The sequence below is a fragment of the Streptomyces sp. NPDC001157 genome, from assembly GCF_053598255.1.
The window spans coordinates 255654-280743 of sequence record NZ_JBSFJW010000007.1 but is presented as its reverse complement, the minus strand read 5'-3'; the positions used below and the strand labels follow the sequence as shown (position 1 = coordinate 280743).

The window sequence follows — 25090 nt, the reverse complement described above, 5'->3', positions numbered from 1 at the left end:
ACGTGAAACAACCCCCAGGGTACCGGGCACCCCAAGATCGGCTCCCCACCATTAAGAGTGGGCAATCGGTGGCACTCCTCGATCACCTCTCCATAAAGTGGGGCAATGCGCACTGGTGAGCCTCTGCCCGCCGTGGGGGAGGTTCTCGCCGCCCTCGCGACCGGCCTGTGGCACTGGGACACCGCCACCGAACTCGTCACGGTCGACGCCGAGGCGGCTCGGCTGCTGGGGCTGCCCGCCGAGCAGACCACCCTCACCGAGGCCAAGGCCCGGGCCCGGCTCCACCCGGTCGACTGGAACGAGATCATCGCCGTCGTCGGGCTCGCCGTCGCCGAGGGCACGCTGGCCGAGGTGCGGATCCGGATCATGGACGAGCACGGCCGGGTGATCCGTGTGGTCCGCTCCCGCTCCAAGCCGTCCTTCGACCCCGAGAAGAAGTCCTTCCAGCTGATCGGCACGCTTCAGGAGGTCACCGAGCCGACCCCGGGCACACCGGCCGGGCGCAGCGCCGTCACGGGCGACTGGCGGCGCTCCCGGGAGGCCTTCCTGCTGGACGCGGGCCGGGCGCTGGCCGAGGCGCGGTCCACGGAGGAGGTGCTGCGGGTCGCGGCGGGTCTGTCGATGCCGGGGTTCACCCCGGACGGGCTCGCGGTGTTCGGGGTATCGGGCGATCGCCTGACGATCATCGGCCACCACGGGCACCAGCCCGGCGACGACGGCCCCTTCTCGCACATGTCCCTGGACACGGACTACCCGGCCGCCGAGGTGGCCCGCACCGGCCGTGCCGTCTACCTCTCCACCCCCGAGCAGTACAAGTCGCGCTACCCGGCCGCCTGGCCGCTCGCCGCCTCCTTCAACCGCCACTCCTGGGCGTTCCTGCCGCTGACCGTGGCGGGTCGCACCATGGGCGCCTGGATGGCGGCCTTCGCCTACCCGGTGACCTTCAATCCGGACGAGCGGTCCGTGCTGACGACGGTGGCCCGCATGCTGGCCCAGGCGCTGTCCCGGGCAGGCACCGCCGAGACCGAGCGCGCGCTGACCGACGGCCTGCAGCGCTCGATGCTGCCGACCCTCGGCCCGCAGATACCGGGCATGAGCGTCGCCGCCCGCTATGTCCCCACCGGCGGCGGCCTCCAGGTCGGCGGCGACTGGTACGACATGATCCCGCTGCCCGGGGGTCCCCCCTCCGGGGGAGGCCGGATCGCCCTGGTCATCGGTGACGTCCAGGGCCATGACGTGCGGGCGGCCGGCCTGATGGGCCAGCTCCGTATCGCCCTGCGCGCGTACGCCTCCGAGGGCCACCGCCCCGACGCGGTGCTCTCCCGCGCCTCCCGCTTCCTGCACGGCCTGTCGGACGGCGCCACCCGGCCCGGCGCCACCCAGGAGGACGCCCTCGCGGACCTGCGCTTCGCGACCTGTCTGTACGTCGAGGTCGACCCGACGACCGGCACCCTCGACATCGCCCGCGCCGGGCACCCGGACCCGGCGATCCGGATGGCGGACGGGACGGTGCTGGCCCGTCCGACGGCGGGCGGTCTGCCGCTCGGCATCGACCCGGACGCCGACTACCCGACCACCCGGATCATCCTCGAACCCGGCGAGACCATGCTGATCTGCACGGACGGTCTGATCGAGACCGGCGGCCACGACCTGGACAGCGGCTGGCAGCGGATCCGCACGATCCTGGAGGAGCACAAGGGCGACCTGGAGGAGCTGGCCGACGCCCTGGTCCAGGGGGTGCACGGCCCCTCCTCCCACCACACCACCGGCCCCCTCGCGGACCGGCGCGAGGACGACATAGCCGTACTGCTGCTGTCCCGTCCGGAGGGCTGCGGCGAGACGGTGCTCGTGCCGCCGAAGGTCCGCCGCACCATGCTGTCCGTCGCGCAGGCGGAACCGGAGCGGGTGGCGGTGGCCCGTCAGCACCTGCGTGAGCTGCTGCACGACTGGCCCTCGGCGGACCAGGTCGACTCGGCGGTGCTGCTGGTCTCCGAGATGCTCACCAACGTCCTCGTGCACACCGACGCCGACGCACTGCTGCTGGCGGAGGTGCGGGGCGAGCCCGGCGGCCGCCGGATGCGTATCGGGGTCACGGACACCAGCGACGCCCTGCCGCACAAGCGCCGCCCCGGCGAACTGGCCTCCTCGGGGCGCGGGTTGATGCTCATCGAGCTGCTCGCGGACGCATGGGGCGTGGACCCGCAGGGCGAGGGCAAGAGCATCTGGTTCGAGCTCTACGAGTCCGACGGCTCGGGTACCTGATACCGCGCCCGCAGTTCGTGTACGACGCCGAAGACGGCGGCGGTGAGCGGCACCGCGAGCAGCATCCCGAGCACCCCGGCGACGGAGGCCCCCGCCGTGATCGCCACCATGACCACGGCCGGGTGCATCTGCACGGTCCGGCTCTGGATCATCGGCGTGAGCACATGCCCCTCCAGCACCTGCACGGCGAGGACGACCCCGAGCACCCACAGCGCGATCACGAACCCACGGTCGGCGAGCGCGACCAGCACGGCGACCGCACCGGAGATGAAGGCGCCGAGGTAGGGGATGAAGGCCCCGACGAAGACGAGCGCGCCGAGCCCGACGGCACCGGGCACATCCAGCACCAGCAGCCCCAGGGTGATGCAGACGGCGTCGATGAGCGCGATGACGCTGGTGCCGCGCATGAAGCCCTCGACGGCCTCGTAGGCCCGGCGGGCCATGGCTTCGAGCGTGTCGCCGCTCTCGCCGGGAGCGATGCCCCGGATCAGGTCGGCGGCCTTGTGCGAGTCCCGCAGGAAGAAGAAGACGAGGAACAGCGCCAGGACGGCCATGGCGATGGTCTCGCCGACGACGCTGACCCCGCTGATGACATTGGAGGCGGCCGTTCCGCCGAACTTGGTGAGGAGATCCTTGGCGTTCGTGGCGAGGTCGTCCAGGGAGGTCCCCGCGGCCCCGAAGTGATCGGCGACGCCCTGGCCCGCGTCCTTCAGTGACGCGACGATCTGGTCACCGGTGTCGATGAGCGCGGCGACGACGATGTACACGGCCCCGCCGACCACGGCCACGACCGCGACACAGGTGAGCCCGGCGGCGACGGAGCGGTTGACCTTGGCCTTGACGAGCCGCCGGTGCAGCGGCCCGAGCAGGGCCGTCCCGAGCAGGGCGAGCAGCACCGGCGTCACGGCCGTACGGAACTGCGAGCACAGCAGGACCCCGACGTACACGACCCCGGCGACCAGCAGGATCACGGCGCACCAGGCGGCGAGCCGCCGGACGGGATCGGGGAGAAGCTGCACCCGTCCAGCGGATCACGCCCGCCCGCGCCGTGTCCTGCGCGGACGACCCACCCGAGTGAGACCCGGGCGGCCCGTCCGCGCGCGGTCCTACAGGCCGCCCTCGGTCATCCCGTGCACGGCCGGGATGGTGCCCAGCCGGCCCTTCTGGAAGTCCTCGAAGGCCTGCTGGAGCTCCTCGCGGGTGTTCATGACGAAGGGACCGTAGTGGGCCATGGGCTCACGGATCGGCTGCCCGCCCAGGAGCACGACCTCCAGGTCCGGGGTGTGCGAGTCCTGCTTCTCGTCCGCCCGGACGGTCAGCGCGGAGCCCGCGCCGAACACGGCGGTCTGGCCCAGCTCGATCGGCCGGCGCTCGGCACCGACCGCGCCCCGGCCCGCGAGGACGTACGCGAGACCGTTGAAGTCCTCGCGCCACGGCAGGGTGATCTCCGCACCCGGCGCCAGCGTCGCATGGATCATCGTGATCGGCGTGTGCGTGATGCCGGGGCCCTGGTGGCCGTCGAGCTCACCGGCGATGACACGCAGGAGCGCGCCGCCGTCCGGGGTCGTCAGCAGCTGAACGTTTCCGCCGCGGATGTCCTGGTACCGCGGGGCCATCATCTTGTCCTTGGCCGGGAGGTTCACCCACAGCTGCAGCCCGTGGAAGAGGCCGCCGGACATGACGAGGGACTCCGGCGGCGCCTCGATGTGCAGCAGGCCGGAGCCCGCGGTCATCCACTGGGTGTCGCCGTTGGTGATGGTGCCGCCACCGCCCTGCGAGTCCTGGTGGTCGAAGATCCCGTCGATGATGTAAGTGACGGTCTCGAAGCCGCGGTGCGGGTGCCAGGGGGTGCCCTTGGGCTCGCCCGGCGCGTACTCCACCTCGCCCATCTGGTCCATCATGATGAACGGGTCGAGGTACTTGTAGTTGATCCCGGCGAACGCCCGGCGCACCGGGAAGCCCTCGCCCTCGAAACCGCTCGGCGCGGTCGTGACGGCGAGCACGGGACGTGCCACGGCGTCGGCCGGTGCGGCCACGCGGGGCAGGGTCAGCGGGTTCTCGACGGTCACTGCAGGCATGTCGGTACCTCCTTGTGCGGCCAGTTTAGTTGAGCATTGAACTTTCTGCCACCCGTAACGGAGAAAGCCCGGAGGACATTCCCTCCGGGCTCCCACAGGCAGGCGTCAGCCGTACATCCGGCGCATCGCGAACTCGACCATCTGCTCCACGGCCTTCGCGTCGAAGACCATGCGGTGCTCGCCCTCCATGTCGAGGACGAAGCCGTAGCCGGTGGGGAGCAGGTCGATGACCTCGGCCCCCGTGATCACGAAGTACTTGGACTCCTTGCCCGCGTACCGGCGCAGCTCCTTGAGCGAGGTGAACATCGGGATCACCGGCTGCTGGGTGTTGTGCAGGGCGAGGAAACCGGGGTTGTCGCCGCGCGGGCAGTAGACCTTCGACGTGGCGAAGACCTGCTGGAAGTCCTCCGCGGACAGCTGGCCGGTGGTGAAGGCCCGTACCGCGTCCGCGAGGGACGGTGGGGACGGCTCGGGATACAGCGGTGCCTGCTGCCCGTAACCGCCGGGGCCCTGCTGCGACTGGGCGTACTGCTGCTGCGCCCCCGCACCCACGTTCTGGTCGTAGCCGTACATGGACGCAAGAGTACTGAGTCACAGAAACCCGTTCGGGGTTGCTTCTTATTACCGACGGGTAGCATCATCGTAGCTACTTGTTGGTACGTGAACTAGTGCGAGGAGCTACACCCGGTGCCTCGCCGATTTCTCTAACGGAGCCGTCGCCATGGGGCACTACAAGTCGAATCTGCGCGACATCGAGTTCAACCTCTTCGAAGTCCTCGGTCGGGACAAGCTGTACGGCACCGGCCCGTTCGAGGAGATGGACGTCGACACCGCCAGGAGCATCCTCGAGGAGCTGACCCGCCTCGCGGAGAACGAGCTGGCGGAGTCCTTCGCGGACGCAGACCGCAACCCGCCGGTCTTCGACCCGGAGACGAACACCGCCCCGGTCCCGGCGTCCTTCAAGAAGAGCTACAAGGCCTTCATGGACTCCGAGTACTGGCGCCTGGGCCTGCCCGAGGAGATCGGCGGCACCACCGCCCCGCGCTCCCTGATCTGGTCGTACGCGGAGCTGCTGCTCGGCTCGAACCCGGCCGTGTGGATGTACGCCTCCGGCCCGGCGTTCGCCGGCATCCTCTTCGACGAGGGCAACGAGGTCCAGAAGCACATAGCCAAGATCGCCGTGGAGAAGACCTGGGGCTCCACCATGGTGCTCACCGAGCCCGACGCGGGTTCGGACGTCGGCGCCGGCCGCACCAAGGCGATCCAGCAGGAGGACGGCTCCTGGCACATCGAGGGCGTGAAGCGCTTCATCACCTCCGGTGAGCACGACATGGAGGAGAACATCCTCCACTACGTCCTCGCCCGTCCCGAGGGCGCGGGCCCCGGCACCAAGGGCCTGTCCCTCTTCCTCGTCCCGAAGTACCTCTTCGACTTCGAGACCGGCGAGCTGGGCGAGCGCAACGGCGTGTACGCGACGAACGTCGAGCACAAGATGGGCCTGAAGGCCTCCAACACCTGCGAGATGACCTTCGGCGACCAGCACCCCGCCAAGGGCTGGCTGATCGGCGACAAGCACGACGGCATCCGCCAGATGTTCCGCATCATCGAGTTCGCCCGCATGATGGTCGGCACGAAGGCGATCTCCACGCTGTCGACGGGCTACCTGAACGCGCTGGAGTACGCCAAGGAGCGCGTCCAGGGCCCCGACCTGGCGAACTTCATGGACAAGACCGCGCCCAAGGTCACCATCACGCACCACCCGGACGTCCGCCGCTCGCTGATGACGCAGAAGGCGTACGCGGAGGGCATGCGCGCCCTGGTGCTCTACACGGCCTCCCTCCAGGACGAGATCCAGGTCAAGGAAGCCGCGGGCGAGGACACCAAGGCGCTGGAGGCCCTGAACGACCTGCTCCTGCCGATCGTCAAGGGCTACGGCTCCGAGAAGGGCTACGAGCAGCTCGCCCAGTCGCTGCAGACCTTCGGCGGCTCCGGCTTCCTGCAGGAGTACCCGATCGAGCAGTACATCCGCGACGCCAAGATCGACACCCTGTACGAGGGCACCACCGCGATCCAGGGCCAGGACTTCTTCTTCCGGAAGATCGTCCGCAACCAGGGCGCGGCGCTGAACTCCCTCGCGGAGGACATCAAGAAGTTCCTGGCGCTCGGCGAGGGCGGCGAGGAGCTGTCCGGCGCCCGCGAGCACCTGGCGAAGGCAGCCGTCGAGCTGGAGGCCATCGTCGGTCTGATGCTGACCGACCTCGCGGCCACCGAGCAGGACACCAAGAACATCTACAAGGTGGGCCTGAACACCACCCGCCTGCTGATGGCCTCCGGTGACGTGGTCGTCGGATACCTGCTGCTCAAGGGTGCCGCTGTGGCCGCCGAGAAGCTGGAGACGGCGTCCGCCAAGGACAAGGCGTTCTACCAGGGCAAGATCGCGGCGGCGAAGTTCTTCGCGGCCAACGTGCTGCCGGGCGTCACCGGTGCCCGCAAGCTCGCCGAGAACGTCGAGCTGGACCTCATGGAGCTGGACGAGGCCGCGTTCTAAGCTCCCCGGTTCTGGGTAGCCAAAATTCCACATCGCCCTCACGAGGGCCCGCTCCCCGTCACGAGGAGCGGGCCCTCGTACGTCGTTAAGGTGAACCCCATGAGCGAACCCCCCCGCTTCGACCGCGGCCACACCGACGACCTCATGTCCTTCCTGACGGCGAGCCCGTCGCCGTACCACGCGGTGGCGAGCGCCGCCGAGCGGCTGGAGAAGGCAGGGTTCAGGCAGGTCGTGGAGACGGACGCCTGGGACGGGACGAGCGGCGGCAAGTACGTACTGCGCGGTGGCGCGATCGTCGCCTGGTACGTCCCCGAGGGCGCGGCGCCCCACACGCCGTTCCGTATCGTCGGCGCGCACACCGACTCCCCGAACCTGCGGGTCAAGCCGCTGCCCGACACCGGGGCGCACGGCTGGCGCCAGGTGGCGGTGGAGATCTACGGCGGGCCGCTGCTCAACTCCTGGCTCGACCGCGACCTGGGCCTGGCCGGCCGGCTGACCCTGCGGAACGGCTCGACGCGGCTGGTGAACGTCGACCGCCCGCTCCTGAGGGTCCCCCAGCTCGCCATCCACCTGGACCGTTCGGTGTCGGCGGAGGGCCTCAAGCTCGACAAGCAGCGCCATCTGACGCCCATCTGGGGCCTGGGCAGCGATGTGCGCGACGGTGATCTGATCGCCTTCCTGGAGGAGACCGCGGGGCTGCCGGCGGGCGAGGTCACCGGCTGGGACCTGATGACGCACTCGGTGGAGCCTCCCGCCTACCTGGGCCGCGACAAGGAGCTGCTCGCGGGACCGCGCATGGACAACCTGCTGTCCGCGCACGCGGCGGTGGCCGCGTTGACGGCGGTGTCCTCCGGCGCCGCGGAGCTGCCCTACATCCCCGTGCTGGCCGCCTTCGACCACGAGGAGAACGGCTCGCAGTCGGACACGGGCGCGGACGGGCCGCTGCTCGGCAGCGTGCTGGAGCGTTCGGTGTTCGCGCGCGGCGGCTCGTTCGAGGACCGGGCGAGAGCCTTCGCGGGCACGGTGTGCCTGTCCTCGGACACCGGTCACGCGGTCCACCCCAACTACGCGGAACGGCACGACCCCACACACCACCCGCGGGTCAACGGCGGGCCGATCCTCAAGGTCAACGTCAACAACCGCTACGCCACGGACGGTTCGGGCCGCGCGGTCTTCGCCGCCGCCTGCGAGAAGGCGAACGTCCCCTTCCAGTCCTTCGTCTCCAACAACTCCATGCCGTGCGGCACGACGATCGGCCCGATCACCGCGGCCCGGCACGGCATCAAGACCGTCGACATCGGCGTCGCGATCCTCTCGATGCACAGCGCCCGCGAGCTGTGCGGCGCGGACGACCCGTATCTGCTGGCGAACGCCCTGGTGGCGTTCCTGGAGGGCTGACGGGAGGACCACTGCGACGGGACGTGAGGCGAGCCACTGCGACATGAACGGTGGCATCCGCATGGGCAACGGGCCTGTGGGTACCCGGAGTCGGCCGGAAGACCGGCAGCTCAGGACCGCACAGGGAGGCGACAACTCATGGGCCTCGGCGGATGCATCATCCTCATCGCCGTGGGAGCCATCCTCACGTTCGCGACCGACTGGCACATGCAGGGGGTCAACCTCGACCTGGTCGGCATCATCCTCATGATCGTCGGACTGATCGGCGTCAGCACCTTCAGCAGCATCGCCCGCCGCCGTCGCGTGGTGGTGCCACCCACAACGCCCGTCGTCGACGAGGAGGGGACCCACCACCGGCGGGACGGCTACAGCGACGGTTACGGCGTCTGATCGTCCCTGCCCGCAAGGACCGAGGGAAGGCGGTCCGTCCCCTCCACTGCGAGGCGGACGGGCACGCCTCCGTCGGCCGTCAGCCCTGGCGGATCACATCCGTGCCGGGGCCGCCGGAGAGGGTGTCGCTGCCCGGGCCGCCGTACAGCCTGTCGTTCCCGCTGTTGCCGTAGAGCTTGTCGTTGCCGCTGTTGCCGTACAGGACGTCGTTGCCCTTGCCGCCGTACAGGGTGTCGGCGTCGGATCCGCCGGTGATCGTGTCGTTGCCGTCGTCGCCGGACAGGTACTGGGCCCCGTTGCCGCCGTGCAGCGTGTCGTCGCCCCTGCCGCCCTGCACGATGTTGTCGCCGCCGCTCGCGGTGATGGTGTCGTTGCCGTCGCCGCCCCAGGCCAGGCCCTCCGCGCCCACACTGATGGTGTCGTTGCCCGCGTCGCCGCCGACGTAGGCGCCGTCGAGGCGGCCGGAGTCGGTCGACCTGTCGTTGCCGGCGCCCAGGGAGATCTGGGCGTAGGTGTAGATCTGGTCGGTGTTGTTGGCGTAGGCGAGCGTGTCGTTGCCGTCGCCGAGGTCCACGACCACACCGGGGTACGGGTCCTGGCTGTCCACGAAGGTGACCGTGCAGGAGACCTTCGTGTGGTCCGAGGCGACGGGGTAGGCGCAGTCGTGGCCCGCGCCGACCGGGACGACGTCGTCGATCACGTAGGTGATGCCCGTGCGGTCTGTGGTGAGCGTCGCGGTGACGGAGGCCTTGTTGGTCTGGCCGGGGGCGGCCCGGTAAGTGAGCTGCCAGTCGTTCTGGTTGACCGCGGCGGTGGCCGGCGCCGTCCCGGCACCGGCGGTGCCCGCCAGGATGAGCGGGACGGCGGCCGTACCGAGGACGACCGTCGCGGCCGAGACGGCGCGTATCACCCGGCGGCGGGCGGGACGAGAGAGCATGGCGGGACCTCCGAGAAGAACGTGCGGCGCGCTGCGCCCTGTGCACGATCCGACTCGGGGACCGGCTGATTGGTTGGTCAACTTCCCTGTACACGCGCGAAGTTCACCTGCGGGACACCTCTCTGCCCGGTGGAGTGCGAGGTCCGGTCAGGTGAGGGCGTGGCCGGTGGTCGCGTCCACGTGGTCCGGCACCTCGTCGTGCCGGTCGCCGACCGGGAGGGTGCCGGTGGGTTCGAAGACCAGGATCTCGCCGGGCATGCGCGCGTGCGGCTTGTGTTCGGTGCCGCGCGGGACGAACGCCGTCTCGCGGCGGCTGGTCTTCGCCGCCCACCGCGACGGCGGGCAGCGGCAGTTCGTGGAGCGGCCGGTGCTTCAGATGCCCGACGAGTCGCTCGGCCCGCTGCCGGCATGGGCGCAGGAGCGGCTGGGGGAGCCGCTGACGGTGGCGGACCTGGCGGCCCGCGCGGCCGTCTCCCCCGCCACGCTGCACCGCCGCTTCCAGGCGAACTCGGTACGACTCCGCCGGCCTGACTGACGGGAGTGGGGTCCCCCCCCACGCCCTCAAGGCAGTGGGGGAGGGCGGCGCTCGCCTGCCGACTGATCGAGCGGGGGGGGGGAGGAGCGGCTGGACGTGGTGGCGGCCAGGAGCCGCCTCGGGACCGCGGCCAAGCTGCGGGCGCTCGTGCGGCGCGAGACCGGACTCAGCCCGTCGGCCTACCGGCGGCGTTTCGGACCGGCCGCCGGGGAAGCGGTGACGGTATGAGATTCCTCGTACGCGACCGGCTCCTCGGCATCGGTGACGACTACTGGATCGAGGACGAACACGGCAGCAAGGTGTTCCTCGTCGACGGCAAGGCCATGCGCCTTCGGGACACCTTCGAGCTGAAGGACACCCAGGGGCGCGTCCTGATCGACATCCACCAGAAGATGTTCGCCCTGCGCGACACGATGGTGATCGAACGGGACGGCCAAGCGCTCGCCCGTATCAAGCGCAAGCGCCTGTCCCTGCTGCGCCACCACTACCGGGTCTCGATGGTCGACGGCACGGAACTGGACGTCAGCGGCAAGATCCTCGACCGCGAGTTCGCCATCGAGTACGACGGCGAACTCCTGGCCGTGATCTCCCGCCGCTGGCTGCACATCCGGGAGACGTACGGTGTCGACGTCGTACGCGAGGACGCGGACCCGGCGCTGCTGATCGCGGTGACGGTCTGCGTGATCCACCTGGCGGAGAAGGAACGGGAGGACGACTGAACCCAGCTGCGGGCAGTCGTGCCGCTGGGGCGGCTCCCGACCCACAGCGGGGCGGCACCCCGACGCCGGGTCACCGCCCAGGCGCCTCCAGCCCCAGCATCCTGTCCTTCAGCGCCGGGAACTGCTCACGCGTAGTCGCCACCTTCCCCGGATCGAACTCCACGGTGAGGACCTCCTCGTGCGCCCCCGCCTCCGCGAGGACCTCGCCCCACGGATCCACCACGATCGAGTGACCCGCCTGCGGAACTCCCGCATGCGTCCCGGCCGTTCCACAGGCAAGCACGAACGCCTGGTTCTCGACCGCCCGCGCCTGGGCCAGCAGCGTCCAGTGCGACCGGCGGCGCTCCGGCCAGCCCGCGGGGACGACCAGGGTCTCGGCGCCGGCGTCGACGAGACCGCGGAAGAGCTCGGGGAAACGGAGGTCGTAGCAGGTGGCAAGGCCCACGGTCGTCTCGGGCAGACGGACCGTCACCAGCTCCCGGCCCGCGCCCATCAGCACGGCCTCGCCCTTGTCGAAGCCGAAGCGGTGGATCTTGCGGTAGGCGGCGGCCAGATCACCGGAGGGGGAGAAGACGAGAGAGGTGTTGTAGAGGGGACCGTCAGGGTCACGTTCGGGGATCGAGCCCGCGTGCAGCCACACGCCCGTGTCGCTCGCGGCCTTCGCCATCGCCTCGTACGTCGGCCCTTCGAGCGGCTCGGCCTCGGTGCCGAACCCCTCGTAGGCGAAGGCGCCGGTCGTCCACAGCTCCGGCAGCACGACCAGATCGGCCCCGGCCTGCTCCCGTACCAGCGAGGCCACCCGCCGCCGACGCGATTCGACCGATTCGCCCTCGTCTACGCCGATCTGGATGAGAGAAGCGCGCACACTACCACCGTCCTGGCATTCGAGCCGTCCACACGGGCCTACGATCGTCACACGAAAGCACTGCCGGGGTGCCTCACAGCAGCGTAACTTAGCGTTTCAAGACACCCGCCGAGTGCAGCCACCTCCCGCTGGCAACGCTGCCACCAACCGCCCGTGTACCGACCGAGGGGTCCCGTTCCGTGAGTCTGCATCCCACCCTCCAGCCCTACGCCGACGCCTGGACCCACTCCATCGAAGCGATATCCGAGCTGGTGGGACCGCTTGTGGAGGGAGAGTGGAACCGGCGGACGCCGTGCCCCGGGTGGTCGGTCCGTGACGTCGTCTCCCATGTCATCGGCCTGGACTGCGAGATGCTCGGCGACCCGCGCCCCATCCACACGCTGCCACGCGACCTCTTCCACGTCACCAACGACCACCAGCGCTACATGGAGATGCAGGTCGACGTCCGCCGTCATCACACGGCGCCGGAGATGACCTCCGAGCTGGAGTACGTGATCATCCGCCGCAACCGCCAGCTGCGGAACGAGTCGCGCGACCCGGGCACCAAGGTGCGCGGCCCCCTCGGCACCGAGCTCACCCTCGAAGAGTCCATGCGCGCCCACGCGTTCAACGTGTGGGTGCACGAACAGGACCTGCGGGCGGCCCTGGGCCGCCCCGGCAACCTCGACTCCCCCGGCGCGCACGTCGCCCGTGACGTGCTTCTCGGCGAGCTGCCCGGGGTCGTGGCCGAGAAGTCGGACGCGCCTCGCAGTTCGGCGATCGTCTTCGACGTGCACGGCCCCGTGGAGTTCCTGCGCACCATCCGCGTCGACATCCAGGGCCGCGGCACCCTCGAGACCGCCCCTGCCCTCGGCCCCGCCGCCACCCTCACCCTCGACTGGGAGACGTATGTACGCCTGGCCTGCGGCCGGGTGACACCGGAGGCGGTCGCGGACCGGGTGAAGGCGGAAGGGGACCCCGAGCTCACGGCGGCGATCCTGCGGAACTTCACCGTGACGTCGTAGGCCGTCGGCTCAGTGGTCCTCGGTGACCGAGGTGGCGATGCCGTTCGCGATGACGACCTTGGCGTCGAGGCCCTTCTTGGCGGCCGCCTCCAGCTGGTCCAGCGTGCAGGTGGACAACGAGGAGGGGCTTCCGCAGATGGTGCCGGCGCCCTTGATGACGGTGCCGTCACTGACGAAGAAGGCCTGCTCGGCGCCCTTCGGGCCGGAGACCGTGAACTTGCCGGGCGCGAGGTAGGAGACCTGGCCGAGCCAGGTGCCGTTGACACCCTTCGTGCCGGTGCCGGTGCCGGTGCCGACACGCTCGCGGACGACGGTGGCGATGCCGTTCTTCAGTGTCACGTCGGCGGTGACGGCCGCCTTCTTGGTGGCCGTCTCCAGCTGGTCGGCGGTGCACTGCCCGCTCGCGCAGATCTTGCCGGCGCCGTGGATCCGGGTGTCGTCGGCGGTGAAGAACGCCTGGTCGGTCCTGCCGGGCACGGAGACGATGTACTTGCCGGGGGCGAGGTAGCTGACCGTGCCGCCGGCGAAGGTGCCGCTGACGCCCTGCTGGGAGCTCGACGTGTTCTGCGCGGCCGTACCCGCCGACTTGGTGTGCTTGGACGTCCCCGTGGTCTTGGACACCGACTTGTGGTCGGAGCTGCTGCTCTTGGGGCTCTGGCCCGACGAGCCGCTGTTCGAGGTGCCGTTCTGACAAGCCGTCATCAGCAGGCCGGCCGTGACCGCGGCGGTGACGAGGGCGGCCTTGCGGAGGTGGCGGTTCATCGAGAAGTTCCCTTCGGAGGCGAGGTCTGCGTACGAACGCGTGCGCTCGGTTCGTGGCGTTCGCTGACTATGAGGGGCCGCAGGTCCCTCGGGTCACGTCCGTCCTCGTTTCACGACACCGCTGTCACACGCCCATGACAGAGCAACACCTGGGCTGTGAACATCCGTCGCAGTGAACCGCCCGCTTCACGCCGGCACGTGCACCGTCTCCACCCTGCTGGCCACCAGCCGTTCCTGCTCCCGCCGGGCGACCCGCCGCCGCAGACGCAGGATCTGGCTGACGCCGAGGGCCTGGAGCACGAACACCGCGGAGAAGGCGACGGTGTAGTCGTCGCCGGTGACGTCCAGCAGCACCCCGATCGCGAACAGCGTCGTCATCGAGGCGACGAAGCCGCCCATGTTGGTGATCCCGGAGGCCGTCCCCTGCCGCTCCGCCGGGTTGGCGGGACGGGCGAAGTCGAAGCCGATCATCGACGCGGGACCGCACGAGCCGAGCACCGTGCACAGCACGATCAGCAGCCACATCGGAGCCCGGTCGGCCGGGTAGGCCAGCGTGGCCGCCCACACCGCGGCCGTGGCGCCCACGGTCCCGAGCGCCAGCGGCAGCCGCGCCGCGTGGTGCCGGGCGATGATCTGGCCGTAGACGAGGCCCACGACCATGTTCGACAGGACGACCAGGGTGAGGAGTTCACCGGCCATGGCCCGCGACAGGCCCTGCGCCTGCACCAGGAAGGGCAGCCCCCACAGCAGCAGGAACACCATCGCCGGGAACTGGGTCGTGAAGTGCACCCACAGCCCGAGCCGCGTCCCCGGCTCGCGCCAGGAGGCCGCGATCTGCCGCCGCACATAAGCGGCGCCCTGGTGCGGCAGCGGCTCCGGTTCGTACCCCTCGGGGTGGTCCTTCAGGAACAGCAGAAGCAGCACGAGGACGACGACTCCGGCCAGCGCGCTGCCCGCGAAGGCGGCCGTCCAGCCGACGCCGTGCAGCAGCCGGGCCAGCACCAGCGTGGAGACCAGGTTGCCCGCCATGCCGACCAGCCCCGCGAACTGCGCGACCAGCGGCCCGCGCCGCGCCGGGAACCAGCGGGTGCCCAGCCGCAGCACGCTGATGAACGTCATCGCGTCACCGCAGCCGAGCAGCGCACGGGAGGCGAGGGCCATGCCGTACGAGGGCGAGAAGGCGAACCCGAGCTGGCCGGCCGTGAAGAGCACGACCCCGATGGTCAGCACCTTCCTGGTGCCGAGCCGGTCCACCAGCAGGCCGACGGGTATCTGCATGCCGGCGTAGACGAGGAGCTGCAGGATCGAGAAGGTCGACAGCGCCGAGGCGTTCACATGGAAGCGGTCGGCGGCGTCGAGGCCGGCGACCCCGAGGGACGTACGGAAGATGACGGCGACGAAGTAGACGGAGACGCCGATGCCCCAGACGGCCATCGCGCGCCGCCCGCCCGGAGGGTCACCCGGCAGGGTGGTCGCGGCGGACGACGACCTCATCGGACCTCACCCCGCGCCAGGTGCGAGAACCAGCTGACGTGCCGGTGCACGACCCCGACCGCCGCCTCCGGGTCCCCGGAGCGCAGCGCCTGAAGGATCTCCTCGTGCTCGGCGAGGGTCTTGGCGACCCGGTCGGGATGGGAGTGCATGATGGCGACGCCCATGCGCAACTGCCGGTCCCTGAGCTGGTCGTAGAGCCGGGAGAGGATCTCGTTGCCCCCGCTGCGGACGATCTCGGCGTGGAAGCAGCGGTCGGTGACGGCGGCCCCGGCGAGGTCCCCTGCGGCCGCCTGCGCCTTCTGCTTCGCCAGCAGTTCCTCCAGCCGCTCGACGAGCCCGGCGGGGGCGGGGACGGCCTTGCGCGCCGCATGCTCCTCGACCAGCAGCCGGGTCTCCACCACGTCCGCGATCTCCTGCGCGGACACGGGCAGGACCAGGGCTCCCTTCTTCGGGTAGAGCTTGATCAGCCCCTCCACCTCCAGCCGCAGCAGCGCCTCGCGCACCGGAGTGCGGGAGACCCCTACGGCCTCGGCGAGTTCGCCCTCGGTGAGGAGGGTCCCACCCTCGTAGCGGCGCTCCAGGACGCCCTGCTTGACGTGGGTGTAGACGCGGTCGGCGGCGGGTGGTTGCTTGGCGGTCAGGGTCCCCGGGCTGCTCATGCGGACAGCATAGATACAACACGTACACATGAGGGATGCCGTCCAGCATCCGGACGCACGGAGCCCAAGGACCACCCCGCCTCATCAACCACACAACCTTCTGTGCTACTTACGTGTCACACATGTGCGGCCCCACTTTCTCTCCCCATCCAACTCGGCCGCATCTCAGGGGCATTCGACGTAATCGGGGTATTTGAGTTGAAAACCGCCATCAAGGGTTTCCGTGTCCGCAGAGCCGCAGCCGTCGCCGTCACGGCCGGCGCAGTGCTCGCCACGGGAGCTCTCACCGCGGCACCGGCGCAGGCTGTCACGACGCCCAGCATCACCGCCCAGGGCGGGTACCTGATGAACAGCGCCACCGGCACGACCCTCTTCAACAAGGCCGCCGACACGAAGCGGCTCACGGCCTCCACGACGAAGGTCATGACCGCGAAGGTCGTGCTCTCGCAGCCGAACCTGAACCTGGACACCAAGGTCACGATCAAGAAGGCCGTCAGCGACTACATGGTCGCCAAGGGCTACCCCTCGTCGGCGCACCTGATCGTCGGCGACAAGCTCACCGTCCGTCAGCTGCTGTACGGGATGCTGCTGCCGTCCGGCTGCGACGCCGCGTTCGCGCTGGCCGACAAGTTCGGTTCCGGCACGACGCCCGCCGCCCGCACCAAGAACTTCATCGGCAAGATGAACACGATGGCCCAGAGCCTCGGCATGACGCACTCGCACTTCGACTCGTTCGACGGCCTCAGCAACGGCAACAACTACTCGACGCCGCGCGACCTGACGAAGGTCGCCCGCAGCGTCATGAAGAACACCGCGTTCAAGGCCGTCGTGAAGACCAAGTCGTACACGGCGAAGACGACCACGAGCTCCGGGTCCACGCGCACGATGAGCCCGTGGACGAACACCAACACCCTGCTCGGCTGGAACGGCACGCTCGGCATCAAGACCGGCTCGGGCCCCGATGCCCACTACTGCCTCGTCTTCGCCGCCACGCTGAACGGCAAGTCGGTCATCGGCGCCGTCATGACCGCCCCCTCCGAGGCCGACCGCACGTCGGACGTGAAGAAGCTCATCAGCTACGGCTACGCGAAGATCGGCTGACGCCGCTCGACCGCACGGCAACCTGCTTCCAGTGAAGGGCTCCTCGCCGTCGGCGAGGGGCCCTTCGCCTCGTCTAGAGTCGCCGGGTGACCGAGCCCTCCTACCTCACCGCGGTCCGGGAGTCGTACGACACCGTCGCCGCCGACTACCTGAAGCAGGTCAAGCGACCGGCCGAACTGGATCCGCTGTCACGGGCGTTGCTGACCGCGTTCGCGGACGCCGTGCGGGAGGGCGACGGCGGACCGGTCGCGGACCTGGGCTGCGGCCCGGGCCTCGTGACGGCGCACCTCGCCGAGCTGGGGCTGTCCGTGTTCGGCGTCGACCTGTCCCCGAGGATGATCGAACTGGCCCGACGGGCCCATCCGGAACTGACCTTCGCGGTGGGCTCCATGACCGCCCTGGACATCGAGGACGGCGCCCTCGCCGGCATCCTCGCCTACTACTCCACCCACCACACCCCGCCGGAACTGCTCCCGCTCGTCTACGGCGAGTTCCACCGGACCCTCAGGCCCGGCGGCCTGCTCATGCTGGCCGGTTATGTGGGAGACGGCGAGCGTGTCCGGCCGAAGCCGGCCTACGGCGGCCATCCGGTCTCGTACGAGTCCCATCGGCTCCCACAGGAACAGCTCGTGGAACTCCTGGAGCGGGCCGGGCTGGTCGTCATGGCGCGGACGGTGCAGGAGCCCGAGGAGGGCAGGACGGCAAGGATCAGCACGCTGCTGTGCCGCCGGCCGCTGTGACCGAGAAAGCCGCGCACCCGGGACGGGTGCGCGGCTCCTCACGGCTGTGCCTGCCGGGGCCTGTCGGCGGATCCGCCGGACAGACCCTAGGCCCAGGTGATCAACTTCTTCGGCTGCTCCAGGATCGCCGCCACGTCCGCCAGCACCTTCGAGCCCAACTCGCCGTCCACCAGGCGGTGGTCGAAGCTCAGCGCCAGCGTCGTGACCTGGCGGGGCTTCACCTTCCCCTTGTGGACCCATGGCTGGAGCCTGATCGCGCCGATGGCGAGGATCGCGGATTCGCCGGGGTTGAGGATGGGCGTGCCCGTGTCGACGCCGAAGACGCCGACGTTGGTGATCGTCACCGTGCCGCCCTGCATGGCCGCCGGGGAGGTCTTGCCCTCCCTCGCCGTCGACACCAGCTCGCCGAGGGCCTCGGCCAGCTGCGGGAGCGTCTTGTCGTGGGCGTCCTTGATGTTCGGGACGATCAGGCCGCGCGGGGTGGCCGCGGCGATGCCCAGGTTGACGTAGTGCTTGAGCACGATCTCCTGGTTCGCCTCGTCCCAGGACGCGTTGATCTCCGGGTTGCGCTTGATGGCGACCAGGAGGGCCTTGGCGATCAGGAGGAGCGGGTTGACGCGCAGCCCCTGCAGGTCCTTGTCCTGCTTGAGCTCCTCGACCAGCTTCATCGTGCGGGTCACGTCGATCGTCACGAACTCGGTGACATGCGGCGCCGTGAACGCCGAGCCCACCATCGCCGCCGCCGTCGCCTTGCGCACGCCCTTGACCGGGACCCGGGTCTCACGGGCCGTTTCGTACGCGGGAACCGGCGCCGGGGGTGCGGAAACAGCGGGAGCCGTCACGGGCTCCGCGGCCGGGGGTGCCACCGCCGCGTGGACGTCCTCACGCGTGATGATGCCGTCCGGCCCGGACGGGACCACGGTCGCGAGGTCGACGCCCAGGTCCTTGGCCAGCTTGCGCACCGGCGGCTTGGCGAGGGGGCGCGGCTTCTCCGCCGTACCCGCCGGGGCGGCCGCGGTGACCGGCCCGTGGCCGTTGAGCTCCTTCTGGACCGCCGTCGAGGCCTCCGAGAGCACGACCTCGGGGCCCTTGCGCGGGCGCCGCTTGGTGGAGGACGCGGCGACGCCGTAGCCCACCAGCACCGGCTGGCGGCCCGAGCCCTCCGGTTTCTTCTCCTCGACGGGGGCGGCGGCAGGAGCAGCGACCTCCGCCGGGGCGGGCGCCGCAGCCCCGCCCGACACGTCCACCGCGATGATCGGCGTGCCCACGTCCACCGTGGAGCCCTCGGGGAAGTGCAGGTCGCGGACCACCCCGTCGTACGGGATGGGCAGCTCCACCGCCGCCTTCGCGGTCTCGACCTCGCACACCACCTGGCCGTCGGTGACCGTGTCGCCGGGCTGGACGTACCACTTGAGGATCTCGGCCTCGGTGAGGCCCTCGCCGACGTCCGGCATCTTGAACTCGCGTACGGACGCTTCCGTCATCGTCGTCACGACCCTCTCCTCAGTACGCCAGGGCGCGGTCGACGGCGTCGAGCACCCGGTCCAGGCCCGGCAGGTACTCCTCCTCCAGGCGGGCCGGCGGGTACGGGGCGTGGTAGCCACCGACCCTGAGGACCGGTGCCTCCAGGTGGTAGAAGCAGCGCTCCGTGATGCGGGCGGCGATCTCCGCGCCCGAGCCGAAGAACACCGGGGCCTCGTGGACCACCACCAGGCGGCGGGTCTTCTCCACCGACGCCTGGATGGCGTCGAAGTCCAGCGGGGACACCGAGCGCAGGTCCAGGACCTCCAGGTTCTTGCCCTCCTCGGCGGCCGCGGCGGCGACCTCCTGGCAGAGCTTCACCATCGGGCCGTACGCGACGAGGGTCAGGTCGGTGCCCTCGCGGACCACCTGGGCCTTGTGCAGCGGGCCGGGGATGGCCTCGGTGTTGACCTCGGCCTTGTCCCAGTAGCGCCGCTTGGGCTCGAAGAAGATCACCGGGTCGTCGCTCTGGATGGCCTGCTGCATCATCCAGTACGCGTCCGACGCGTTGGAGGGGCTGACGATCTTCAGGCCCGCCACGTGCGCGAAGAGGGCCTCGGGGGACTCGGAGTGGTGCTCGACCGCGCCGATGCCGCCGCCGTAGGGGATGCGCACGACGACCGGGAGCTTGACCTTGCCGAGCGAGCGCGCGTGCATCTTCGCGAGCTGCGTGACGATCTGGTCGTAGGCGGGGAAGACGAAGCCGTCGAACTGGATCTCCACGACCGGGCGGTAGCCGCGCAGGGCCAGACCGATGGCCGTACCGACGATTCCGGACTCGGCGAGCGGGGTGTCGATGACCCGGCTCTCGCCGAAGTCCTTCTGCAGGCCGTCCGTCACACGGAAGACTCCGCCCAGCTTGCCGACATCCTCGCCCATGATCAGGACCTTGGGGTCGGACTCCAGGGCGCGGCGCAGCGACTCGTTGATCGCCTTGGCGAGAGCCATGCTTTTGGACGTCACAGTCTCAGCCATCTCAGTTGCCCCCCTCATCCGCGAACGACGCCTGGTAGGCGGCGAACTGGGCTCGCTCCTCGTCGACGAGCGCATGCCCGTCCGCGTACACGTTCTCGAAGATGGCGAAGTGGTCCGGGTCCGGCATGGCGCGGACCGCCTCACGCACTCGTTTGCCCAACGCCTCGCTCTCGGCCTCGAGTTCCGCGAAGAATCCCTCGTCCGCGTGGTTTGAGGCCTCCAGGTACCGGCGAAGGCGCAGGATCGGGTCCTTCGCCTCCCAGGCCTCGCGCTCCTCGTCGGCCCGGTACTTGGTCGGGTCGTCGGAGGTGGTGTGGGCGCCCATGCGGTACGTGTACGCCTCGACGAGGGTGGGGCCCTCACCGCGGCGGGCGCGCTCCAGGGCCCACTTCGTCACCGCGAGGCAGGCCAGTACGTCGTTGCCGTCGACCCGGACACCGGGGAAGCCGAAGCCCTGCGCACGCTGGTACAGCGGTACGCGGGTCTGCTTCTCGGTCGGCTCGGAGATCGCCCACTGGTTGTTCTGGCAGAAGAACACGACCGGGGCGTTGTAGACCGCGGAGAAGGTGAAGGACTCGGCCACGTCGCCCTGGCTGGAGGCGCCGTCGCCGAAGTAGGCGATGACCGCGCTGTCCGCGCCGTCCTTGGCAACGCCCATCGCGTAGCCCGTGGCATGCAGCGTCTGGGAGCCGATGACGATCGTGTAGAGCTGGAAGTTGTTGCTGTTGGGGTCCCAGCCGCCGTTGTTCACGCCGCGGAACATGCCCAGCAGGTTGGTCGGGTCGACCCCGCGGCACCAGGCGACGCCGTGCTCGCGGTAGGTCGGGAAGACGTAGTCGTCCTCGCGGGTGGCCCGCCCCGAGCCGATCTGGGCGGCCTCCTGGCCGAGCAGCGAGGCCCACAGGCCCAGCTCGCCCTGGCGCTGCAGGGAGGTGGCCTCGGCGTCGAAGCGGCGGGTGAGCACCATGTCGCGGTACAGGCCGCGGAGCTCATCGGGGGTGATGCCGGCGACGTACTCGTCGTACTCGGCGTTCTTCACGCGCTCGCCCTCGGGCGTCAGCAGCTGTACGAGCTCAGGGTCCGTGCTCGGCGATTTCCTTGCGGTGGTCGTCTTGCCGGCCGTGCTCTTGGTACCGGCGCTGCGTCGCGGCTTGCGCGCGGCAGTGCTCTCCACGGTCACGTGTGCTCCTCCGTCGGTCCGGCATCCGGGTTCGCCGGGTGCCAGTGCGGCTCACCTGCAGCCCTACGGACGCACAGGGTGGGTGCGGCCCGGTCGGGGACAGGCGTGACAGGTGCCCCGGCGAGCGCCCTGCAAAAAGCACGTTACCCAGTGCTCCACATTTCTGTGAAACCCCTCCTGACCTGCGATTTTGCTTGGATTTCCAAGTAAATCGCGAAAGCCGGGAACATCTCCTGGTCACAGCCTTGCAGGGGGCCGGAACAACGGCACGTTATCCCGGTGACCCACGTCACGGGAAGGCTTCACCTCGGGCGAGCCAGGGCGGCGGTCAGCCGCCGATGCCCGACGTGTCCCCCGTCGGGCCGCCGGGACCCGTTCCCGGGTCCGACGGCGGGTCCGACGGCGGGGTCGACGGGACCGGGTCGTCCGTCGGGTCCGCGGTGGTCGGCTGGTCCGTCGGCTCGGTGCTCGGCCGGCTGCTCGGGGTGTGGGACGGGGTGTACGACGGCGTGTAGGACGGCGTGTAGTTCCCGGTCCCGGAGCTCGTGCCGGTGCCGTTGTGGGTGGACGTGTCCGTCGGCTGGTCGGTCGGCTGGTCGGTCGGCTGGTCGGTGGCCGTGTCGTCCTTGGTGGTCTGCGAGGTGGTCGGGGACTGTGTGGTGTCGCTGCCGCCGCCGCTGCCGTTGCCGGTCTTGTGCAGCGCCAGCGCGACACCCGCCGCGATGGCGATCACCGCGAAGACCGCGAGGATCCACAGCTTGCCGCGGCCGCTGCCCCTGTTGCCGTGCCCCTCGAAGCCGCCGTCGTCCCCGCCGCCGTAGCCGGACGGCAGGATCGGCTGCGGGATCTGCGTCGTACCGGAGGAGTCGCCGGGGTGCGGCAGCACCGTCGTGCTCGCGAAGCCCGCGGCCGGGGTGTGCCGGCCCTCGTGCATGGCGACCGGGCCGGTGTTCCAGGTGCCGGTGTGGCCGCCCTGGTCGTACAGCATCTGCAGCCCGTACTGGACGAGGCCGCGCATCTCCTCGGCGGTCTGGAAGCGGTCGTCCGGCTCCTTGGCGAGCGATCGCATGACGAGGCCGTCGAGCTCCGGCGGCGAGGCGGCGGCGACCTCGGACGGCGGCGTGGGGATGTCCTGGACGTGCTGGTAGACCACCGACAGTGGGGTCTCACCCGTGAACGGGGGCCGCAGCGCGAGGAGTTCGTAGAGGAGGCAGCCCGTCGCGTACAGGTCGGAGCGGTGGTCGACGGCCTTGCCGAGCGCCTGCTCCGGGGAGAGGTACTGCGGCGTGCCCATGACCATGCCGGTCTGGGTCATCGTCGACTGCGCGCCGTGCAGGGCACGGGCGATGCCGAAGTCCATCACCTTCACCGCACCGGTGTGCGTGATGATCACGTTCGCCGGCTTGATGTCGCGGTGCACGATGCCGTGCTGGTGCGAGTAGGCGAGCGCCTCCAGCACACCGGAGACGATGATCAGGGCCTGCTCCGGACCGGGCGCCTCGGCGTTGATCAGCAGGTCGCGGATGGTGCGGCCCTCGACGATCTCCATCACGATGTACGGCACCGAGTGGCCGCCCACATAGTCCTCGCCGGAGTCGTACACGGCGACGATCGCGTGGTGGTTGAGGCCGGCCACCGACTGGGCCTCGCGCGTGAAGCGGGCCTTGGAGACCGGGTCCTCGGCGAGGTCGGCACGGAGCAGCTTGACCGCGACGGTGCGCCCGAGGCGCACGTCCTCCGCGGCGAAAACCTCCGCCATGCCGCCCCGGCCGAGTCTGTGGGTCAGCCGGTACCGGCCGTCCCCGACCAATCCGCCGTTCCCCCACATTTCCGGCGCATCTGACATACCGCCGCCAGTCGCCTCGGGGTCGGACGGGCCCTGGGCGCGCTGCTGCTGTGCCATCAGTCCTCGCCGTCGTTTCTGCCCGCGGTGCGCGCGGTGTTGTTACGGTCTCCGTCGGCCACGCTACAGCCTCAACGCAAGCCGCCGGTCCGAGAAGGGGGCGGGAACCGGCACAGGACGGACCGGCCATCAAACCGTCACCCCGTCAGTGCGTGCAAGTTCTGTGTGCCGCCCGTACAGCCTCTGTAACGCTCCCGCGACGCTTCTATCGCGTACGGTCACGGATCGGGCACCGCGCTTGACGTGTCAGTGCCCTGGGGCAGACTTGGCCGGGAATAGCACTTTCGATCATCGGCAGTCAACGGCGCCTCAAGGCCCACGGGGGAAGCGGAACATGAGCCAGGACGGCGCACAGGGCCGGTATGCGGGGCGGGCGCTCGCCGGCGGCCGCTATCAACTGCGCGACCTGCTCGGCGAGGGCGGCATGGCCTCCGTGCACCTGGCCTACGACTCCGTGCTCGACCGCCAGGTCGCGATCAAGACGCTGCACACCGAGCTCGGCCGCGAGCAGGCCTTCCGCGAGCGCTTCCGCCGCGAGGCCCAGGCCGTGGCGAAGCTCACGCACACCAATATCGTCTCGGTCTTCGACACCGGCGAGGACAGCCTCGACGGATTGACCACTCCGTACATCGTCATGGAGTACGTCGAGGGCCGCCCACTGGGCTCGGTGCTCGACGAGGACGTACGGCAGTTCGGCGCGATGCCCGCCGACAAGGCGCTGAAGATCACCGCCGATGTTCTCGCGGCGCTGGAGATCAGCCACGAGATGGGCCTGGTCCACCGGGACATCAAGCCGGGCAACGTGATGGTCACCAAGCGCGGCGTCGTCAAGGTCATGGACTTCGGCATCGCGCGCGCCATGCAGTCCGGTGTGACGTCCATGACACAGACCGGCATGGTCGTCGGCACCCCGCAGTACCTGTCGCCGGAGCAGGCGCTGGGGCGGGGCGTGGACGCCCGCTCCGATCTGTACTCGGTCGGCATCATGCTGTTCCAACTGGTCACCGGGCGGCTGCCGTTCGAGGCGGACTCGCCGCTGGCGATCGCTTACGCGCATGTGCAGGAGGAGCCGGTGGCTCCTTCGTCGATCAACCGGGCGCTGCCTCCCGCGGTGGACGCGCTGGTCGCCCGCGCGCTGAAGAAGAACCCGAACGAGCGTTTTCCGAGCTCCGAGTCGATGCGCGACGAGTGCCTGCGGGTGGCGGCGTCCGTCCAGGCCGCCCCGCCGAGCATCGTGCCGGGCACGCGCACCCAGAGCGGCACCGGCGTCGGCGCAGCGGTGTTCCCGCCGGTCGGCCAGGCGCCCCAGGCACCGCCGGGCCCCGTCCAGACGCCGTACCAGCCGCCCCAGCCGCCGACCCCGAACCCCAACCCGTACAGCGCGCCGACACCGCCTCCTTCTCCGGCGTACGGCTACCCGCAGCAGGGCGGCTACCGGACGCCGTCCCCGTATGCGCAGCCGCAGACCCCGCCGCCGTACAACCTCACTCCGCAGCAGCGGCCGGCCGGGCCCGCGGGCGGCAGCAAGAACAACAAGTCGGTGGTCATCGGCACGATCGTCGTCTCGATCATCGCCGTCGGCGGCCTGATCGCGGCTTTGGCGCTCAACGGCGGTGGCGGAGGAAGCGGCGGCGACGGGGGCAGCGGCGGCAGCAGCCCGGACCCCACGACGACGCACGCGGCGGACTGGCGCGGGCCGGACACCACCAAGGTGATCGACTCGACGGAGTGCACGGAGCCGCAGGAGTCGTACACCGACGAGAACAAGATCCGCGTGCCCGACTTCCGGTTCAAGTACATCGAGTCGGTCAAGGAGTGCGCGGACGCCGCGGGCTGGTCGCTGGTGGTCAAGGACTACGACGAGAACACCTACGGCGAGGGCGCGGTGATCGACCAGTCCCCCGAGGCCGGCTCGGACGTCGACCCGGACAAGGTCGAGATCACGGTCGACGTCTCGACGGGCAACCCGTCCTGACCCCGGGCAGCCGTTCGCACACATGACGAAGGGCCCGGCGGCCG

The 25090-nt window shown here is 70.1% G+C and carries 21 protein-coding genes and 2 pseudogenes; 10 read left to right on the top strand and 13 right to left on the bottom strand.

Annotated features, from left to right (window positions below):
* Window positions 1–105: 105 nt before the first annotated feature.
* Window positions 106–2262 (top strand): SpoIIE family protein phosphatase, encoded by a 2157-nt coding sequence (locus ACWDAG_RS16105; RefSeq protein ID WP_450696200.1) that lies wholly within the window; start codon window positions 106–108, stop codon window positions 2260–2262.
* Here ACWDAG_RS16105 and ACWDAG_RS16100 read toward each other — a convergent pair.
* From ACWDAG_RS16100 to ACWDAG_RS16090, 3 genes are all read right to left on the bottom strand, one after another.
* Window positions 2235–3281, bottom strand: a complete 1047-nt coding sequence (locus ACWDAG_RS16100; RefSeq protein ID WP_450696199.1) for an AI-2E family transporter — start codon at window positions 3279–3281, stop codon at window positions 2235–2237. The two genes, ACWDAG_RS16105 and ACWDAG_RS16100, sit on opposite strands and share 28 nt — an antisense overlap.
* Window positions 3282–3368: 87 nt before the next feature.
* Complete coding sequence (locus tag ACWDAG_RS16095; RefSeq protein ID WP_450696198.1) at window positions 3369–4340, bottom strand: pirin family protein; 972 nt, start codon at window positions 4338–4340, stop codon at window positions 3369–3371.
* Between the two features lie 105 nt (window positions 4341–4445).
* Window positions 4446–4913: an SseB family protein gene (locus ACWDAG_RS16090; RefSeq protein WP_450696197.1), complete on the bottom strand. Its 468-nt coding sequence runs from the start codon at window positions 4911–4913 to the stop codon at window positions 4446–4448.
* A gap of 148 nt (window positions 4914–5061) precedes the next feature.
* Between ACWDAG_RS16090 and ACWDAG_RS16085 the strand changes: the two genes are divergently transcribed.
* From ACWDAG_RS16085 to ACWDAG_RS16075, 3 genes are all read left to right on the top strand, one after another.
* The gene (locus ACWDAG_RS16085; protein WP_450696196.1) at window positions 5062–6888 is read left to right on the top strand and encodes an acyl-CoA dehydrogenase; all 1827 of its coding nucleotides are present in this window, start codon (window positions 5062–5064) and stop codon (window positions 6886–6888) included.
* Between the two features lie 99 nt (window positions 6889–6987).
* The gene (locus ACWDAG_RS16080; protein WP_450696195.1) at window positions 6988–8286 is read left to right on the top strand and encodes a M18 family aminopeptidase; all 1299 of its coding nucleotides are present in this window, start codon (window positions 6988–6990) and stop codon (window positions 8284–8286) included.
* Window positions 8287–8424: 138 nt separating this feature from the next.
* Window positions 8425–8676: a DUF6458 family protein gene (locus ACWDAG_RS16075; RefSeq protein WP_450696194.1), complete on the top strand. Its 252-nt coding sequence runs from the start codon at window positions 8425–8427 to the stop codon at window positions 8674–8676.
* 79 nt (window positions 8677–8755) lie between these two features.
* On the opposite strand, the gene ACWDAG_RS16070 is transcribed toward ACWDAG_RS16075, so the two are convergent.
* Both ACWDAG_RS16070 and ACWDAG_RS16065 read right to left on the bottom strand, forming a co-directional pair.
* Window positions 8756–9613 (bottom strand): calcium-binding protein, encoded by an 858-nt coding sequence (locus ACWDAG_RS16070; protein WP_450696193.1) that lies wholly within the window; start codon window positions 9611–9613, stop codon window positions 8756–8758.
* A gap of 147 nt (window positions 9614–9760) precedes the next feature.
* Window positions 9761–9907 (bottom strand): annotated as a pseudogene (locus ACWDAG_RS16065) (cupin domain-containing protein); the annotation flags it as partial.
* Window position 9908: 1 nt separating this feature from the next.
* On the opposite strand from ACWDAG_RS16065, the pseudogene ACWDAG_RS16060 reads away from it, so the two are divergent.
* Window positions 9909–10376 (top strand): annotated as a pseudogene (locus ACWDAG_RS16060) (helix-turn-helix domain-containing protein); the annotation flags it as partial.
* The gene (locus ACWDAG_RS16055; RefSeq protein ID WP_450696192.1) at window positions 10373–10867 is read left to right on the top strand and encodes an LURP-one-related/scramblase family protein; all 495 of its coding nucleotides are present in this window, start codon (window positions 10373–10375) and stop codon (window positions 10865–10867) included. The pseudogene ACWDAG_RS16060 and the gene ACWDAG_RS16055, both read left to right, overlap by 4 nt.
* 70 nt (window positions 10868–10937) lie before the next feature.
* Here ACWDAG_RS16055 and ACWDAG_RS16050 read toward each other — a convergent pair whose 3' ends face one another.
* A complete protein-coding gene (locus ACWDAG_RS16050) occupies window positions 10938–11732 on the bottom strand; it encodes a carbon-nitrogen family hydrolase (RefSeq protein WP_450696191.1) in 795 nt (264 codons plus the stop codon).
* 179 nt (window positions 11733–11911) lie between these two features.
* Here ACWDAG_RS16050 and ACWDAG_RS16045 point away from each other — a divergent pair, with 179 nt between their 5' ends.
* Window positions 11912–12736: a maleylpyruvate isomerase family mycothiol-dependent enzyme gene (locus tag ACWDAG_RS16045; RefSeq protein WP_450696190.1), complete on the top strand. Its 825-nt coding sequence runs from the start codon at window positions 11912–11914 to the stop codon at window positions 12734–12736.
* A 9-nt stretch (window positions 12737–12745) separates the two neighbouring features.
* Here the strand turns inward: ACWDAG_RS16045 and ACWDAG_RS16040 are convergent, their stop codons facing one another.
* The 3 genes from ACWDAG_RS16040 to ACWDAG_RS16030 all read right to left on the bottom strand — a co-directional run bounded on the left by ACWDAG_RS16040 (window position 12746) and on the right by ACWDAG_RS16030 (window position 15651).
* Window positions 12746–13498 (bottom strand): hypothetical protein, encoded by a 753-nt coding sequence (locus ACWDAG_RS16040; protein ID WP_450696189.1) that lies wholly within the window; start codon window positions 13496–13498, stop codon window positions 12746–12748.
* A 186-nt stretch (window positions 13499–13684) separates the two neighbouring features.
* On the bottom strand, window positions 13685–14992 hold the full coding sequence (locus ACWDAG_RS16035) for an MFS transporter (RefSeq protein ID WP_450696188.1): 1308 nt from the start codon (window positions 14990–14992) through the stop codon (window positions 13685–13687).
* On the bottom strand, window positions 14989–15651 hold the full coding sequence (locus tag ACWDAG_RS16030) for a GntR family transcriptional regulator (RefSeq protein ID WP_450696187.1): 663 nt from the start codon (window positions 15649–15651) through the stop codon (window positions 14989–14991). Before ACWDAG_RS16030 ends, ACWDAG_RS16035 begins: the two co-directional genes overlap by 4 nt.
* A 198-nt stretch (window positions 15652–15849) precedes the next feature.
* On the opposite strand from ACWDAG_RS16030, the gene ACWDAG_RS16025 reads away from it, so the two are divergent.
* Window positions 15850–16752, top strand: a complete 903-nt coding sequence (locus tag ACWDAG_RS16025) for a D-alanyl-D-alanine carboxypeptidase family protein (protein ID WP_450696186.1) — start codon at window positions 15850–15852, stop codon at window positions 16750–16752.
* 86 nt (window positions 16753–16838) lie between these two features.
* Complete coding sequence (locus tag ACWDAG_RS16020) at window positions 16839–17492, top strand: class I SAM-dependent methyltransferase (protein WP_450696185.1); 654 nt, start codon at window positions 16839–16841, stop codon at window positions 17490–17492.
* Window positions 17493–17578: 86 nt separating this feature from the next.
* Here the strand turns inward: ACWDAG_RS16020 and ACWDAG_RS16015 are convergent, their stop codons facing one another.
* The 4 genes from ACWDAG_RS16015 to ACWDAG_RS16000 all read right to left on the bottom strand — a co-directional run bounded on the left by ACWDAG_RS16015 (window position 17579) and on the right by ACWDAG_RS16000 (window position 23071).
* Window positions 17579–18985 (bottom strand): dihydrolipoamide acetyltransferase family protein, encoded by a 1407-nt coding sequence (locus tag ACWDAG_RS16015; RefSeq protein ID WP_450696184.1) that lies wholly within the window; start codon window positions 18983–18985, stop codon window positions 17579–17581.
* A 10-nt stretch (window positions 18986–18995) separates the two neighbouring features.
* Window positions 18996–19988, bottom strand: coding sequence for an alpha-ketoacid dehydrogenase subunit beta (locus ACWDAG_RS16010; RefSeq protein WP_450696183.1), 993 nt, complete (start codon window positions 19986–19988; stop codon window positions 18996–18998).
* Window position 19989: 1 nt separating this feature from the next.
* Window positions 19990–21168, bottom strand: coding sequence for a pyruvate dehydrogenase (acetyl-transferring) E1 component subunit alpha (pdhA, locus tag ACWDAG_RS16005; protein ID WP_450696182.1), 1179 nt, complete (start codon window positions 21166–21168; stop codon window positions 19990–19992).
* Window positions 21169–21496: 328 nt separating this feature from the next.
* Complete coding sequence (locus tag ACWDAG_RS16000; RefSeq protein ID WP_450696181.1) at window positions 21497–23071, bottom strand: protein kinase domain-containing protein; 1575 nt, start codon at window positions 23069–23071, stop codon at window positions 21497–21499.
* A 334-nt stretch (window positions 23072–23405) separates the two neighbouring features.
* Between ACWDAG_RS16000 and ACWDAG_RS15995 the strand changes: the two genes are divergently transcribed.
* Entirely contained in the window at window positions 23406–25046 is a 1641-nt protein-coding gene (locus tag ACWDAG_RS15995; protein ID WP_450696180.1) for a protein kinase domain-containing protein, read from the top strand.
* Window positions 25047–25090 lie beyond the last annotated feature (44 nt).

Coding starts and splice junctions, on each gene's coding strand:
- ACWDAG_RS16105 (WP_450696200.1), top strand. CDS start 106: ATGCGCACTGGTGAGCCTCTGCCCGCCGTGGGGGAGGTTCTCGCCGCC.
- ACWDAG_RS16095 (WP_450696198.1), bottom strand. CDS start 4,340: ATGCCTGCAGTGACCGTCGAGAACCCGCTGACCCTGCCCCGCGTGGCC.
- ACWDAG_RS16090 (WP_450696197.1), bottom strand. CDS start 4,913: ATGTACGGCTACGACCAGAACGTGGGTGCGGGGGCGCAGCAGCAGTAC.
- ACWDAG_RS16085 (WP_450696196.1), top strand. CDS start 5,062: ATGGGGCACTACAAGTCGAATCTGCGCGACATCGAGTTCAACCTCTTC.
- ACWDAG_RS16080 (WP_450696195.1), top strand. CDS start 6,988: ATGAGCGAACCCCCCCGCTTCGACCGCGGCCACACCGACGACCTCATG.
- ACWDAG_RS16075 (WP_450696194.1), top strand. CDS start 8,425: ATGGGCCTCGGCGGATGCATCATCCTCATCGCCGTGGGAGCCATCCTC.
- ACWDAG_RS16070 (WP_450696193.1), bottom strand. CDS start 9,613: ATGCTCTCTCGTCCCGCCCGCCGCCGGGTGATACGCGCCGTCTCGGCC.
- ACWDAG_RS16055 (WP_450696192.1), top strand. CDS start 10,373: ATGAGATTCCTCGTACGCGACCGGCTCCTCGGCATCGGTGACGACTAC.
- ACWDAG_RS16040 (WP_450696189.1), bottom strand. CDS start 13,498: ATGAACCGCCACCTCCGCAAGGCCGCCCTCGTCACCGCCGCGGTCACG.
- ACWDAG_RS16035 (WP_450696188.1), bottom strand. CDS start 14,992: ATGAGGTCGTCGTCCGCCGCGACCACCCTGCCGGGTGACCCTCCGGGC.
- ACWDAG_RS16030 (WP_450696187.1), bottom strand. CDS start 15,651: ATGAGCAGCCCGGGGACCCTGACCGCCAAGCAACCACCCGCCGCCGAC.
- ACWDAG_RS16010 (WP_450696183.1), bottom strand. CDS start 19,988: ATGGCTGAGACTGTGACGTCCAAAAGCATGGCTCTCGCCAAGGCGATC.
- ACWDAG_RS16000 (WP_450696181.1), bottom strand. CDS start 23,071: ATGGCACAGCAGCAGCGCGCCCAGGGCCCGTCCGACCCCGAGGCGACT.
- ACWDAG_RS15995 (WP_450696180.1), top strand. CDS start 23,406: ATGAGCCAGGACGGCGCACAGGGCCGGTATGCGGGGCGGGCGCTCGCC.